We start from the raw sequence: 14,007 nt of genomic DNA, 5'->3' as shown, positions 1-14,007 counted from the left end.
TCGTTCACTCCTTTCTGGCAAATGGTCTGTCAAATGTATCATTTTGTATCGAAAAGGAATCGGAAATCTCTCCCTGCAGCGCTTCGAGCTGCTGCTGTTCGAACATCTCACGGTAGATTCCGTTCTGTTTCATGAGTTCTGCGTGATTGCCGATCTCACGTGCTTCACCGTTGTCAAGCACCAGGATCACATCTGCATGCTGGATCGTTGAAATGCGGTGCGCGATGAGGATCGTGGTCTTGCCGGCACGGTTAACCCGCAGATTCTGAAGAATATGTTCTTCCGTATCTGTATCAACGGCGGACAATGCATCATCGAGGATCAGAATCGGGGCATCTTTCAGAAGTGCACGGGCAATAGAACTTCGCTGCTTCTGACCACCGGAAAGTGTGACTCCCCGTTCGCCTACAATCGTATCGTATCCGTCCGGAAACGTGACAATACTTTCATGGATGCAGGCGGACATGGTTGCCTGAATGATGGCATCCATATCTTCACGCTGGGCGCCGAAGGCAATATTGGATTTCAGTGTGTCTGAAAATAGAAAATTGTCCTGTGGGACATAGGCAATATTTTCACGCAGGACATGCAGAGGGATGGTATTGATATCTCTGCCGTCAATCAAGATCATTCCCGGATCTGTATTATACAGCCGCAGAAGCAGATTGACCAATGTGGATTTCCCGTTTCCCGTCCGCCCGATGACAGCAAGTGTGGTGCCGGCAGGGATATGCAGACAGATGTCTTTTAAAGTCGGTTCCGTATGGCCGCGGTGGACAAATGTCAGATGAGAGAAGGTGATCTCGCCTTTAATATGATCGATCTCTTCCACATTTTCTGAGTCAGTAATTTCCGGCTGTTCATCAAAGATTTCCTGAACGCGCCGGATGGAAGCAGCGCCCTGGGAAAACATATTTACCGCGTCTCCGCAGGCAATCATAGGCCAGACCAGCATATTGATGTACTGGTTGAAAGCAACGAACCGGCCGAGAGTGATTTCTCCGATCAGCGCCAGGTAACCGCCGTAAAGCAAGGTCGCCAGACTTGAAAGTCCGATAACTACATCCAGAAGAGGCATAACAAATGAAATGAGTTTTGCCATATTCAGATTATAGTTCATGGCGGTTGTGTTAGCCCGGGCAAAGTCACGGATCTGTGAGCGCTCACGCACGAATGCTTTGATTACACGGACGCCGGAAAAACTTTCCTGAACAAAGTCTGTCAGATCAGAAAGGGCTTCTTGGCGCCGCAGGTAGCGGGCATGGATGAGCTTACCATAATAGAGATCACCGAGACAGATCAGGAACATGGGAATAATCGCAATCAGTGTCAGCTTGATATTGACATAACGCATCATCTGGAAAATGACCATGACCGTCATGACGGATGCATCAAATACACAGATAACGGCAGGGCCGATCGCCATACGGATGGCATTCAGGTCGCTGGTGAAACGCGTCATCAGGTCACCGGTCTTATGTTCGTTGTAGTATTCCACACTCATTTTTTCCAGATGGGCGAACATATCATTTCTCAGTTCTTTCTCAATCGAGCGGGAGGCACCGAAGAGAAAATAACGCCATAGAAAGCGGCCGAGAGCAATGATTGAACCTGTCAGAAAAATGAATATCAGATAGGATTTGACTTTGCTCCAGTCCAATGAATGGGTAGTCAGACCATCGGTGATTTCGCCCGTCAGTCTTGGAATGAACAGACCTGCGAAATCAACAACAAACAAAGTCAGGATGCCGAAAAAGTATTTCAGCTTATGCTTTTTCACGTATTGAAGTATGAATGTAAAGGATCTCATAATACTCCTTTCGTTTTTCGGTAGTCGCGCGGGGATTGTCCGAGAATGCTTTTAAACTTATTGCTAAAGTAACTGGTGCTGTTGAACCCGGTTTCCATGCAGATCTCGGAAATAGGTTTATCCGTATCCAGCAGCATACCGGCTGCCTGGCGAATGCGGTATTCAATCAGATAATCGAAGGGGGACTGTTTCAGACAGCGCTGAAAACAGCGGCAGCATTCACTTACGCTGACAGAGGCCGCTGCGGCAATCTGTTCTGAGGTCAGATCTGAAGTATAGTGTTCGTGAATATAGGTCAGCATGGCATGGATACGCGTCTGATCCAGACCGGCTCCGCGGGGCGGATTCTTCATTTTTTCGTCTGCAAGATTCAGAAGCTGGAACCAGATCTCCGAAAGAGAATTCCGAAGAATAATTTCGTAGCCGAATGTCTGCTTTTTATTAAGAAATACGATCTGGCTGATTTTTTCGTAGATAAAACTGTGAAGCGGACAGTCAGAATCGATTATGATCGAAGAGACCTGCTTACTCCTCAAAAGAGGGTAAATATATTTTTCATCAAATAGCATGGAAATACTGCTGGAAATGATAAACGGGTCAAAAACGACAGAATGGTATATCACGTCGTCACATTCATGCGGGCGCATGGAATGCAGACAGTTCGAGTTGATGAAACACCCTTCCGTCTCATGGAGAACCGTCTCACCCTCTGTTGTGATGACTCGTGCGGAACCTTCTGTTACAAAATAAAGCTCTGCCTCTTTGTGCCAGTGCCAGGGGGCATAACCCAGTCGGTATTCACTGGTGTGCTGGCAATATATACCAATCGGCAGGCTGGAGTCTCCATGATGGCGGGTTTCCTGGCGTGTAGTCTGGTCAACGGGAAAATCACATTTGCTTGAAGTTTTCATAATTTCTCCTTAAATAGCTAAAATAGTGATGATTTTCGCTCAAATGGTGACTGAAATAAAATGATTCTGCGAATATAATACAATTATAAAATAACTGTACAAAAAAAGCAAATATAGAATGAGGCAGGAGGTAAGATTATGGAATTTTTCGGAGGCTTAGCTGTATTGATGGTATCGATTTTGCCGTGAAATTCTATTCATTATAATATGCCATAATCAAATCGACCATCCGGTCATAGCTGGCAACTCCGTCATCTTGACCATTTGCCTTCAGATAACTGTCATTGATCTGATTGGATACTTCAGCAATCTGTCCGTCATATGTATTCCAGAACTGCGTGTTTGATGCAAGGTCAGTTCGTGACTGATTGTTGAGCATGGAATGTATCCGTTTGTAGGCGTCGTAATCTGCATGATAGAGCTGGTTGGTTGCATATAGCCACCCCAACATATAGCCGCTGTATCGGAACTCGGGAGAATCTGCGTTGACACATGCCAGAAACGCAATGAAATTCGCTTCTTCTTCCTGCATAAAACCCCGTAAATGAGAAAGCTCATGACAGGCGGTAAAGGGAAGATTGTACTCCGTCATGTCATCGTTATAATTTGCTTCTATTGTAAAAGGGGAATAGATGCCGGACAGGTTCTGGTAGGACAGTATCTCGGAAACCGTCAATCGCTTTGGAAGAGGATAATATCCATCAAGTTCATCATAAAGCGTGCCGATATGATCCATAGCCTTTTTGGCATTCCGGGGAACCATCTCTTTTCCCATAAGAGAAGTGCCGTCTTCGGAACAGGAGATTTCAGGGGCAAGTTCGTTTAATTGCTTCGTAAGAAGCTCACATACGGAAGCAAGTTCTTCTGCGGTATAGGAAGAAGTAGTAATTCCCGTTGCCACAGAGAAGGACTTATGGCCGTAATTGATCCCGCAGCACAGGGTGTATGTAAAGAAGAGAATCGAGGCGAAAAGAAGTACATTTGCTCCCCATCTGCGCAGGCGTTTCCTGCGGATTGCGTAAATAAGAGACAGTATCAGCACAAAGATAGCCAGATAAAGTCCGAATTCTACCGCGGAAAATGGAAATATTCCCCAGAATCTCCCGAGCGTTTCTACCAGAATGGAATAAACATGAGCTGTGTACCAGTCGGCAAAAGCCGGAATATTCTGAGCAGCGTAAAGAAGGCACAGGCTTCCTGCAGCCAGTATGACGGCAGTGAAAGCTCGTCTCAGGTCAGAAATTGCTGAATCAGTTTTCATCATTCGTCAAATCTCCGTTTCCGGTGATGGGGATGACATCGCCAAGATATTTAGGTAATGGTTTGAAAATAGATACGAAGAAATCCTTATCTCTTGCCAGAATTTCACGGAAGTCCCGATAAGCCTGTCCGCTGTACCTGCGGGTATCGGCGGATATGCCCCATGCGTCAAGTCCCAGAGAACGTGCGATGTAAAGGGCACGATAAAGATGATATTTCTGGGTGACGATGATTACCTTTCTGGCCTGGAAAACATCCCGTGCACGGTAAAGACTATCATATGTGGAGAAACCGGCATGATCCATGAACACATCTTCGGAAGGAACCCCCTGTTCAAGAGTGATATCCTTCATCGTCTGCACTTCATTATAATCTTCTCTTCCGTGATCGCCGCTCATCAAAAGCTTAGGTGCAGCACCGTTCTGGTAAAGCGCGATTCCGGTGTTCAGACGATCCTGCAGCATAGGAGATGGAGAGCCGTCCGCACGGATTCCGGCGCCAAGTACCAGAAGACAATCTGCATCGGAAACGGAAGAAACATCCTCTGGTGAGATAATTCGATTTTGGGTGCTGTAGCGTACATAAAAATCGATTCCGAACACTAGACAGACGCCCAGAATCAAAACAAATATGAATAGTCTGATTGCTGATTTGACAAGTTTCGCCATATTCTGATGCAAAATGTTCCTCTCCTTTGTAGGGTCAATCTAAATGAGTCCATATATTTTCATTATATATGGTGCGTGAAAATGTGTAAATGAGAAGTCAGAAGGTTCAGGAAAACTTAAGAAATTATGCAATTGTTCAACGCCCTTTTTTGACAAATCCGCTTGGCTCTGAACAGTTACAAAATTATCGAGACTGTGCGGTACTGACAAAAAAATCGGGAACCCGGAGATAAGAACAGGGCTTCCCGATTTTACAGGTTCGTTGTTAAGACTCCATGCCGAACGTAAAATCAAGCTTCTCTTCGGCGGCATCCAGAAGTTCCTCAAGATTTTCAATTTCCCTTTCTTTTTCCAGAAAATACGCTCTGGAAATGTTTGAAGACCGGTAATCATTTTCCAGAGAATCTTCAAAACGATCTAATTCTGTTTCGAGCTTTTCCACTTCGTTTTTTAAATCCAGATATTGCGTCCGATGCTCTTCGGCCGTTCCTGTCGGAGAAGAATTGTCGATTTTGGAAATCATGCCGGATGTCTGGGAAGTCAGATCACTGAGCGAGGCATCATGTTTTTCAGTGAGGGATTCATTTGTGGTGTCGGAAGATTCCGAGTTTCCTGCAGATGCCGTATTTTCGGTTGAATTGGAAGCACCGGAAGAGGTTCCGTCTGAAATAGTCTGGCTTTTGCATCCCGCAGCAAGGAACGTCAGAACAAGAGTTATTGTCAGAAAGAGTTGTGTTATTGCGCTTTTTTTCATAATACGTATGTCCTTTCCGTAATTTGTCAATATAGTTTATTGTAACGATGGTAGTATTTCCGATTGCTGAAAAAATATGAATCACAAAAAATCTGCCCGGAATAAAGTTTTCTGTGTGAAAACGGTTTATCTCTGGTATTTTTATGTTATTATATACATGAAAAAAACCAGGACATATGAAAACGAGAGGTGCTTATGAAAATAGTAATTCCCGAATACAAAACATTGGATATAGATACGTTGTTTCTGGACTTTAACGGAACGATTGCAGTGGACGGAATCATTCCGGCGGGAGTAAAGCAGAGACTGACTGCATTGGCAGAACTGTTCCGCATCTATATATTGACGGCGGATACCAATGGAAATGCGAAGGATCAGTGCGAAGGTCTGCCCGTGATTTTACAGACGTTTCCTACAGGCAATGCCAGAGAATATAAAAAAGAACTGATCAAGGCGACCGGCAGCAAACATTGCGCGGCGATGGGAAATGGGCGAAATGATGAACTGATGCTGAAAGAAGCGGCGCTTTCCATTGCAATCATGGATAAAGAAGGAATGTATGGAAGACTGTTTAAAGAGGCAGATATCTGTGTCCGCTCCATGCAGGACGGGCTGGATCTGTTCCTGTATCCGAACCGGATCATTGCAGGGCTGCGCGGATAGAATGCCGGGACATACTATAGTAGTCAATTGATCACCGGATGCGGGTGATAAATGAGAATAGATATTTTATTTTGAAAGGAAGAAAGAGATGAGCATATTATTTGTAGAATATCCAAAATGTACGACATGCCAGAAGGCAAAAAAATGGCTGGAATCTGAGAACGTAACATTTGAAGACCGACATATCGTAGAGAACAATCCGTCTGTGGAGGAATTAAAAAAATGGCACAAAATGAGCGGACTTCCGCTTAAGAGATTCTTCAATACCAGTGGAATGAAATATAAAGAACTGGGACTTAAGGATAGGATTCCGCAGATGACAGAAGAAGAACAGTATGAGCTGCTTGCAACAGACGGCATGCTGGTGAAAAGACCGATTCTCGTAGGAGATACGTTCGCTTTCCCGGGATTTCGGGAAAAAGAATGGAAAGATCTGATCGGATAAATGTGCGGTGAGGGAGGAACAAGATGAGTCAGGCAATAGTGACATTGAAAAAAGGGGAAGGACGATTACTGAAATCCGGAGGTGCATGGGTTTTCGATAATGAGATCGCCTCTATCGTCGGAGAATTTGAAAACGGGGACATTGTGATTGTTCATGATTATGACGGCTATGGAATGGGACGAGGATTTATCAATATGAATTCCAAAATCCGCATCCGTATGATGACAAGAAAACAAGAGCAGGAGATCAATCATGAGTTTCTCGAAATGCGTGTGCGCGATGCGTGGGAATACCGAAAGAAAACGGTGGATACGGGCAGCTGCCGTGTGATCTTCGGAGAAGCGGATTTCCTTCCGGGACTGGTAATCGACAAATTCGAAGACGTGCTGGTCGTGCAGTCCCTGGCCCTTGGAATCGACAAAATGAAAGAAGAGATCATCGATATTCTGAAAACGGTTCTGAAGGAGGATGGAATCGAGATCCGCGGCGTCTACGAGAGAAGTGACGCCAAGGTAAGAAAGCAGGAAGGAATGGAACTGGCAAAAGGCTTCATCGGCCCGGAATTCGATACAAATGTGGAAATCACAGAAAACGGTGTCAAATACATGGTCGATGTCAAAGAAGGGCAGAAAACCGGATTCTTTCTGGACCAGAAATATAACCGGAAAGCGATCCAACGGTTGTGCAAAGGCGCGAAGGTTCTGGACTGCTTCACCCATACAGGTTCTTTTGCACTGAATGCAGGAATTGCAGGGGCAGACAGCGTACTCGGTGTGGATGCATCCGAACTTGGAGTAGAACAGGCACGCCTGAATGCACAGCTGAACCATCTCGAAGACCGCGTCAAATTCAAATGCGCCGATGTATTCGAACTGCTCCCGGAACTCGAAGAAAAAGGCGAAAAATTCGATGTAATCATCCTGGATCCGCCGGCATTCACCAAATCCAGAAATTCGGTGAAAAATGCAGTAAAAGGATACCGCGAGATCAATCTCCGCGCAATGAAGATGGTGAAGGACGGCGGCTATCTCGCCACCTGTTCCTGCTCCCACTTCATGACACCGGAATTATTTACGCAAACGATCGCGCAGGCGGCAAAAAATGTACATAAGAGACTGCGCCAGATCGAATACCGGACACAGGCACCGGATCACCCGATCCTGTGGGCGGCAGATGAATCTTATTATCTGAAATTTTATATTTTCCAGGTAGTAGATGAGAAGTGATTTTGAGAGTATTAAAAATGCTGAATTAGTTAGGGGCTGCTGTAAATAGCAACCCCTTTTATTTTTTATTCAATATTTTGACCATCAATTACAGTAAAGTAATTTATTTTTTTTGAATTTATATCTGTTTGGAATTTCATTTCAATTTTATGAGTAACGGTTATATCCCCATTTTTTAGTTTGAGAAATGCGGTTGCTAAATATCCATTTTTTTCTTTAGTAACAATTACCTTTGTAATATAATAAGAATCATATTTTTGTAATATGCGAATAGGGATATATTCAAAAGCATTTCTGAATGATTTATAAATTTTAAAATTAGTGAAATAATTTTCCAATCGATCTTCCAGAATAGAATCATATGTTCCTGTTAAAATGGCATTTTGATAACTCGTTTGAATTTTTTTATCATCAGTAAACCATTCCGTAACAAATTTTTTGATATTATATTCTTCATAAAAAAAATTGTAAAATATGGAAGTCGAACACACTATGAAAAGTAATATTAAAATAATTAGAAATCCGATACTTCGATGAATCCTTCTCATAACAATACTCCTTTCTTTTATAAATTTACTTCAAACAAAAATGCACATAAATTCTGGATTCAAATTAACATATATCTGATTACTTGTCAATGATATCTTAAAATACTAATTATTATAATTTTGAATTATATATATTCTGACATTTAATGGGAAATAGGGACGTTCCTTTTGACCCCAGCATCTTGCCACGACCATCGCCCATTGGCTTGCCAGCCGCGATGAAGGTGTGCTATACTGACTTCACGGATAGTCGGGAACACATAAAAGGCGGCCTACCCCTCCATACTTAGAAGGGGCATCACCGTCCAGACGAAAGAAAGGAGGGTGATGCCATTGTTTGTTACATATTCGGATCTGATCCAGATAGGTATATTCATTGTCACTCTCGTAGGATTGTGTTATACAGTCTTTGGCAAAAGAACCGTCCCTGCGATCACAATTATTGTGGGACCGGTGAAGACACAGTTCGGCTATCATTTGATTAAGGTGGAGAAGAAAAATGAGGCGTCCAAGGTTCCATTTGCGGAGGCGGAACCGGGAATCAGACAGAACCTTATGCAGCAGAAACAGAATGTGGCTTATACGGCAAAGGTGGAAGCGCTGAAAGCGAAATATATGTGATTTTATTGGAGCTTTTTTAATTTCAGGAGAATGAGTGAATGATAATAAGAAAATCAACAATGGAGGATCTCCCGAAGATCATGGAGATGTATGAAGAGGCCCGACAGTTCATGAGGGATAACGGGAATCCGGATCAATGGGGGACTTCAAATCCAAAAGAGGAATGGATCGTTCTTGATATAGAAGACGGAGACAGCTATGTCTGTACAAAAGACGGAGAGATTGTCGGCACGTTTTATTTTAGAATCGGAGAGGATCCGACATACAGACAAATCTATGATGGATCGTGGATGGATGATTCGCCTTATGGTGTTGTGCATCGGATTACCACGGACCGGAAAGCACGGGGGACGGCGACGTTTTGCCTGAACTGGGCGGTACGGCAGGCGGGCGGTCATCTTCGGATCGATACGCACGAAGATAACCGCCCGATGAGAAAGCTTCTGGAAAAGCTTGGATTTTCCAGAAGAGGAACGGTTGTCGTGGAGGACGGAACCGAAAGAATTGCGTTTGAAAAAGTGCTGATCGGTGAATAAAGAATAGATTCATAGCAATAGAAGGGGACATTTGGATGGCTGATACTTCAGAAAACACAACAGTAACAAAACAACATATATGCACAGCGCTGCTCGCCCATGTAGATGCCGGGAAAACAACGCTTTCCGAGAGTATCCTGTATTTGTGCGGAAATATCAGAAAACTGGGACGAGTGGATCACGGGAACGCATTCTTGGACACGAATTCTCTGGAACGTAGCCGCGGTATCACGATTTTCTCAAAGCAGGCAGTGGTGGAACTGCCGAAGAAGCAGATGAAAATGACGATTCTGGATACACCGGGGCATGTGGATTTTTCCGCGGAAATGGAACGGACGCTGCAGGTGTTGGATTACGCCATCCTTGTCATCAGCGGGGCGGACGGCGTGCAGGGGCACACCCGCACGTTATGGAATCTGCTGAAACGCTACCGGATTCCAGTTTTTCTATTTATCAATAAAATGGATCAGAACGGGACAGACAGAGCAGCCCGTCTGGAAGAATTGAAACAGAAATTGGGTGACGGATGCATTGCATTTGACGGGGCGGAAGAGAAGGACACATTCTGGGAAAATATCGCCATGTGTGATGAAGATGCACTTGGCGAATATCTGGAACAGGGAGAAATATCAAAAGAAATGCTGATCAGGCTGATCGCAGAGCGCAAAGTATTTCCATGCTATTTTGGCTCGGCACTGAAAGTAGAGGGAGTGCAGGAACTACTGGAGGGACTGGAAGAATATGCACTGCCCGCGCGGGCTTTACTCGCGTTCGGGAAGACGATCGATGATTTGTCAAAGGAACCGTTTGGAGCAAGGGTTTATAAAATATCCAGAGACAGTCAGGGCAACCGACTGACCCATTTGCGGATCACTTCCGGGATCCTGAAGGTGAAAGATACGCTGGAAAATGCGCCGGAGTCGTCGGAACACTGGGAGGAGAAGGTGAACCAGATTCGGATTTATTCCGGTGAGAAATACGAGATGGTACAGGAAGCGGGGGCCGGAATGATCTGTGCCGTAACCGGACTTGGCAATACCCGCCCGGGCGAAGGACTTGGTATCGCGCAGGAAGCAAAAGGACCGATCCTGGAACCGGTATTGAATTATCGCGTGATCCTGCCGGAAGGATGTGATGTCCACACGATGCTGCGGAACTTAAGACTTCTTGAAGAAGAAGATCCGATGCTGCGGATCGTGTGGAATGAAGAACTTGGCGAGATTCATGTGCAGTTGATGGGAGCGGTGCAGACGGAGATACTGCAAAGCCTGATCAAAGACAGATTTGGCGTGGAAGTGACATTTGGAATCGGAAATATTGTTTATAAAGAAACGATACGAAATGTAGTAGAAGGAGTCGGACATTTTGAACCGCTCCGCCACTATGCGGAGGTACATTTGCTGATGGAGCCGGGGCAGCCGGGAAGCGGAATCACGCTGGATACCATGTGCAGTACGGATGTGCTGGACCTGAACTGGCAGAGGCTGATACTTACGCATCTTGCTGAGAAAGTGCACAGAGGTGTACTGACAGGCGCGGCGCTAACGGATGTAAAGATTACCTTGATTGCAGGGAGAGCACATCTGAAACACACAGAAGGCGGGGATTTCCGGCAGTCTACATACCGGGCTGTGCGTCAGGGACTAATGCAGGCAGAAAATGTATTGCTTGAGCCTTATTATGATTTCCGCCTTGAAATCCCATCGGAATGTGTCGGACGGGCCCTTACGGATATTCAGAAAATGGCAGGCGAATTCCAGCCCCCGCAGGCAGACGGAGATTTGACGGTTATAACAGGCTATGCTCCGGTGGCGACCATGCGCGATTATCAGATGGAAGTCACCGGCTATACGAAAGGCAGGGGGAAAATCTTCTGTACATTCAAAGGTTATGAGCCGTGCCATAATTCGGAAGAAATCATAGAAACATCCGGTTATGATCCGGAACGGGATCTGGATAATCCACCCGGGTCTGTATTTTGTGCACATGGTGCAGGATTTAACGTATCCTGGGAACAAGTACCGGAATATATGCATCTTGAGCCGCAGCTTGAGCGGATACTAAAAGAGAGAGAAGAAAGCCGGATGCCCGGAGAGATTCCGGCAAAGGACGGAACAGGGGAAAGAACCGAACAAAGCGCCCAGAGAACCGGAAATCCACAGAATACCGGGCGATCCGCTTCCAAAGCCGGAGCAGAGCGCTATGAACGCCATGCCCGTGAATCGAAAGAACTGGAAGAAATATTTATCCGTACTTACGGAAAAATTGAGAGAAAACAGGTGAGTAGCCAGAAAACGGTTACGGCACCGGAAAAAAAGAACCATAGAGCAAAAAAGGAAGAATTTGTACAGGAATATCTGCTTGTGGACGGATACAATGTCATTTTTGCGTGGGATGATCTGAAAGATCTGGCAAAGACGAATATTGAAGCGGCAAGAGGAAAACTTATGGATATTCTCTGTAATTATCAGGGATTTAAGAAATGCATCGTGATTCTTGTATTTGACGCATACAAAGTAGAAGGCTACAATCTGGAGATCCAGAAATACCATAATATTCATGTGGTTTATACCAAAGAGGCTGAGACAGCAGACCAATACATCGAAAAGGTCGTGCATGAAATCGGTCATAAATATCACGTAACAGTCGTGACGTCGGACGGTGTAGAGCAGGTGGTAACACTTGGACAGGGAGGGACCCTGATTTCCTCCAGAGAATTCAAAGAAGAAGTAGAGATTGTGAGTCGTCAGATCCGGGAAGAAGCACAAAGCCGCAGAGAAAGCGGAAAGAACTATCTCTTTGACCATATGGATGAGGAAATGGCAAAAACGATGGAGGCAGTTCGCCTGGGGAAGAAGAAATCACCGTTTGAATCGTAACGAGACGATGAAATGACGATTTACGGAAAAGGTAAAAATGGTGATTCGCGAAAAAACATAGAAAGTAGTGAAATGCGATTTGTGGAAAACGTATAGGAGGCGCAGATGGAAAATCAGGAGAAACAGGCCAATCAAGAACAACAGCATAAACGTCGTGTACGGTATTCGGGGACGCATCCGAAAACGTATAAAGAAAAATACAAAGAGCACCAGCCGGAGAAATACGCTGATACCATTCAGAAGGTCATCAGCAAAGGAAGTACCCCGGCGGGAATGCATATTTCAATTTGCGTAAAAGAAATATTGGATTTCCTTCAGATTCAACCGGGACAGACCGGACTGGATGCGACTCTTGGATATGGCGGTCACACAAAAGCGATGTTGGAGTGCCTGAAAGGTGAAGGACATATTTACGCATTGGATGTGGATCCAATTGAATCGACAAAAACGAAAGAACGTCTGGAAAAACAGGGATTTGGAGAAGAGATTTTGACCGTGCGGCTGCAGAATTTTGCAGATATTGATCAAGTATCAAAAGAAACAGGAAAGAAATTTGATTTTATTCTTGCCGATCTTGGCGTTTCGTCCATGCAGATCGACAATCCGGATCGAGGGTTTTCCTATAAAGTAGAAGGCCCTCTGGATCTCAGAATGAACCCTCAAAAAGGAATCAGCGCCGCTCGGCGTCTTGTGGGAATCTCGCAGGAGGAACTTCAGGGCATGTTGATTGAAAATGCAGACGAGCCTTACGCAGAAGAAATCGCGAAAACAGTCGTGAATCTGCAAAAAAGAGGTAAAAAAATTGAAACGACCACACAGCTGAAAGAAGCGATTGAACAGGCACTCCGGTTTCTTCCGGAAGCAGAGCGGAAAGAGGCATTGAAGAAATCCTGCCAGCGAACGTTCCAGGCGCTTAGAATCGATGTGAACAGTGAATATGAAGTACTGTACACATTTCTGGAAAAACTGCCGGAAGTGCTGGCACCAAACGGACGTGTGGCAATACTGACCTTCCATTCCGGAGAAGATCGGCTGGTGAAGAAGTCATTTAAACAATTCAAGAAAGAGGGACTTTACAGTGAGATCTCCGAAGAAGTGATCCGCCCGTCCGCAGAAGAGTGCGCAAGAAATGGACGTGCGAAGTCCACGAAGATGAGGTGGGCAATACGAGAGTAGATTAAATTACAAGTTCAATGAAAAACAGACTAAAATATGATAAACTTCTATCAGGAACAACCGTGTTATAGGGTGGCTGACCTCTATTCTACATAGAATGGGGGTGGTGCTGGTGGACAAGAAACCTTTTGATTTCAAGGATTTGATGGCTTTTGGCATGTTCATTCTGGCATTACTGACATTCGTATTTACGTTTATCAGATAATGTTTTAAAGCATAGAAAAACCACCCCAGAACTTTGACGAGAGATGGAGTGGTGATTCTTTAACCATATGTCGAGGTCAACCCCTTGTGGGCGGTTGTTCTCCTTGTGTTTATAATATATCATATCAAACTACAAAACGCAAGGGATGAATTTACTGGAGCAATACATCAGAATGTGGAAAGCAATGTAGAAGCAGATTAAATTACAAGTTCAATGAAAAACAGACTAAAATATGATAAACTTCTATCAGGAACAACCGTGTTATAGGGTGGCTGACCTCTATTCTACATAGAATGGGGGTGGTG

At 44.7% G+C, this 14,007-nt stretch carries 13 protein-coding genes; 7 read left to right on the top strand and 6 right to left on the bottom strand.

Features of this window, described 5'->3' with window-relative positions; all coding sequences use genetic code 11:
* Positions 1-4: 4 nt before the first annotated feature.
* From ACTNBR_RS11970 to ACTNBR_RS11950, 5 genes are all read right to left on the bottom strand, one after another.
* Positions 5-1,810 (bottom strand): ABC transporter ATP-binding protein, encoded by a 1,806-nt coding sequence (locus ACTNBR_RS11970; RefSeq protein ID WP_427808344.1) that lies wholly within the window; start codon positions 1,808-1,810, stop codon positions 5-7.
* Entirely contained in the window at positions 1,807-2,721 is a 915-nt protein-coding gene (locus ACTNBR_RS11965) for an AraC family transcriptional regulator (protein WP_441018036.1), read from the bottom strand. Before ACTNBR_RS11965 ends, ACTNBR_RS11970 begins: the two co-directional genes overlap by 4 nt.
* A gap of 193 nt (positions 2,722-2,914) precedes the next feature.
* Positions 2,915-3,985, bottom strand: coding sequence for a DUF3810 domain-containing protein (locus tag ACTNBR_RS11960; RefSeq protein ID WP_441018038.1), 1,071 nt, complete (start codon positions 3,983-3,985; stop codon positions 2,915-2,917).
* A complete protein-coding gene (locus ACTNBR_RS11955) occupies positions 3,972-4,661 on the bottom strand; it encodes a SanA/YdcF family protein (protein WP_441018040.1) in 690 nt (229 codons plus the stop codon). The genes ACTNBR_RS11960 and ACTNBR_RS11955 overlap by 14 nt, the downstream gene beginning before the upstream one ends.
* 253 nt (positions 4,662-4,914) lie before the next feature.
* Positions 4,915-5,403, bottom strand: a complete 489-nt coding sequence (locus ACTNBR_RS11950; RefSeq protein ID WP_427808352.1) for a hypothetical protein — start codon at positions 5,401-5,403, stop codon at positions 4,915-4,917.
* 195 nt (positions 5,404-5,598) lie between these two features.
* Between ACTNBR_RS11950 and ACTNBR_RS11945 the strand changes: the two genes are divergently transcribed.
* The 3 genes from ACTNBR_RS11945 (at position 5,599) to ACTNBR_RS11935 (ending at position 7,737) form a co-directional block, all read left to right on the top strand.
* Positions 5,599-6,066 carry an HAD family hydrolase gene (locus ACTNBR_RS11945; protein ID WP_427808354.1) on the top strand — a complete coding sequence of 156 codons (468 nt, stop codon included), beginning with the start codon at positions 5,599-5,601 and terminating at the stop codon, positions 6,064-6,066.
* Positions 6,067-6,154: 88 nt separating this feature from the next.
* Complete coding sequence (locus tag ACTNBR_RS11940; protein ID WP_427808356.1) at positions 6,155-6,511, top strand: arsenate reductase family protein; 357 nt, start codon at positions 6,155-6,157, stop codon at positions 6,509-6,511.
* A 23-nt stretch (positions 6,512-6,534) separates the two neighbouring features.
* The gene (locus tag ACTNBR_RS11935) at positions 6,535-7,737 is read left to right on the top strand and encodes a class I SAM-dependent rRNA methyltransferase (RefSeq protein WP_441018042.1); all 1,203 of its coding nucleotides are present in this window, start codon (positions 6,535-6,537) and stop codon (positions 7,735-7,737) included.
* A gap of 65 nt (positions 7,738-7,802) precedes the next feature.
* On the opposite strand, the gene ACTNBR_RS11930 is transcribed toward ACTNBR_RS11935, so the two are convergent.
* Positions 7,803-8,285 (bottom strand): hypothetical protein, encoded by a 483-nt coding sequence (locus tag ACTNBR_RS11930; protein WP_427820164.1) that lies wholly within the window; start codon positions 8,283-8,285, stop codon positions 7,803-7,805.
* 333 nt (positions 8,286-8,618) lie between these two features.
* On the opposite strand from ACTNBR_RS11930, the gene ACTNBR_RS11925 reads away from it, so the two are divergent.
* The 4 genes from ACTNBR_RS11925 to rsmH all read left to right on the top strand — a co-directional run bounded on the left by ACTNBR_RS11925 (position 8,619) and on the right by rsmH (position 13,497).
* Positions 8,619-8,906 (top strand): peptidylprolyl isomerase, encoded by a 288-nt coding sequence (locus ACTNBR_RS11925; protein WP_427820163.1) that lies wholly within the window; start codon positions 8,619-8,621, stop codon positions 8,904-8,906.
* A 38-nt stretch (positions 8,907-8,944) separates the two neighbouring features.
* Positions 8,945-9,442 (top strand): N-acetyltransferase family protein, encoded by a 498-nt coding sequence (locus tag ACTNBR_RS11920; RefSeq protein ID WP_427807931.1) that lies wholly within the window; start codon positions 8,945-8,947, stop codon positions 9,440-9,442.
* Positions 9,443-9,477: 35 nt separating this feature from the next.
* On the top strand, positions 9,478-12,321 hold the full coding sequence (locus tag ACTNBR_RS11915; protein ID WP_441018044.1) for an NYN domain-containing protein: 2,844 nt from the start codon (positions 9,478-9,480) through the stop codon (positions 12,319-12,321).
* Positions 12,322-12,426: 105 nt separating this feature from the next.
* Positions 12,427-13,497 carry a 16S rRNA (cytosine(1402)-N(4))-methyltransferase RsmH gene (gene rsmH, locus ACTNBR_RS11910; RefSeq protein ID WP_441018046.1) on the top strand — a complete coding sequence of 357 codons (1,071 nt, stop codon included), beginning with the start codon at positions 12,427-12,429 and terminating at the stop codon, positions 13,495-13,497.
* Positions 13,498-14,007 lie beyond the last annotated feature (510 nt).

This window comes from Bariatricus sp. HCP28S3_F11 (genome assembly GCF_052065395.1).
In the GTDB taxonomy this organism is placed as follows: domain Bacteria; phylum Bacillota; class Clostridia; order Lachnospirales; family Lachnospiraceae; genus Allocoprococcus.
The sequence above is the reverse complement of the archived record's forward strand: the minus strand, read 5'-3'. Positions and strand labels throughout refer to the sequence as shown.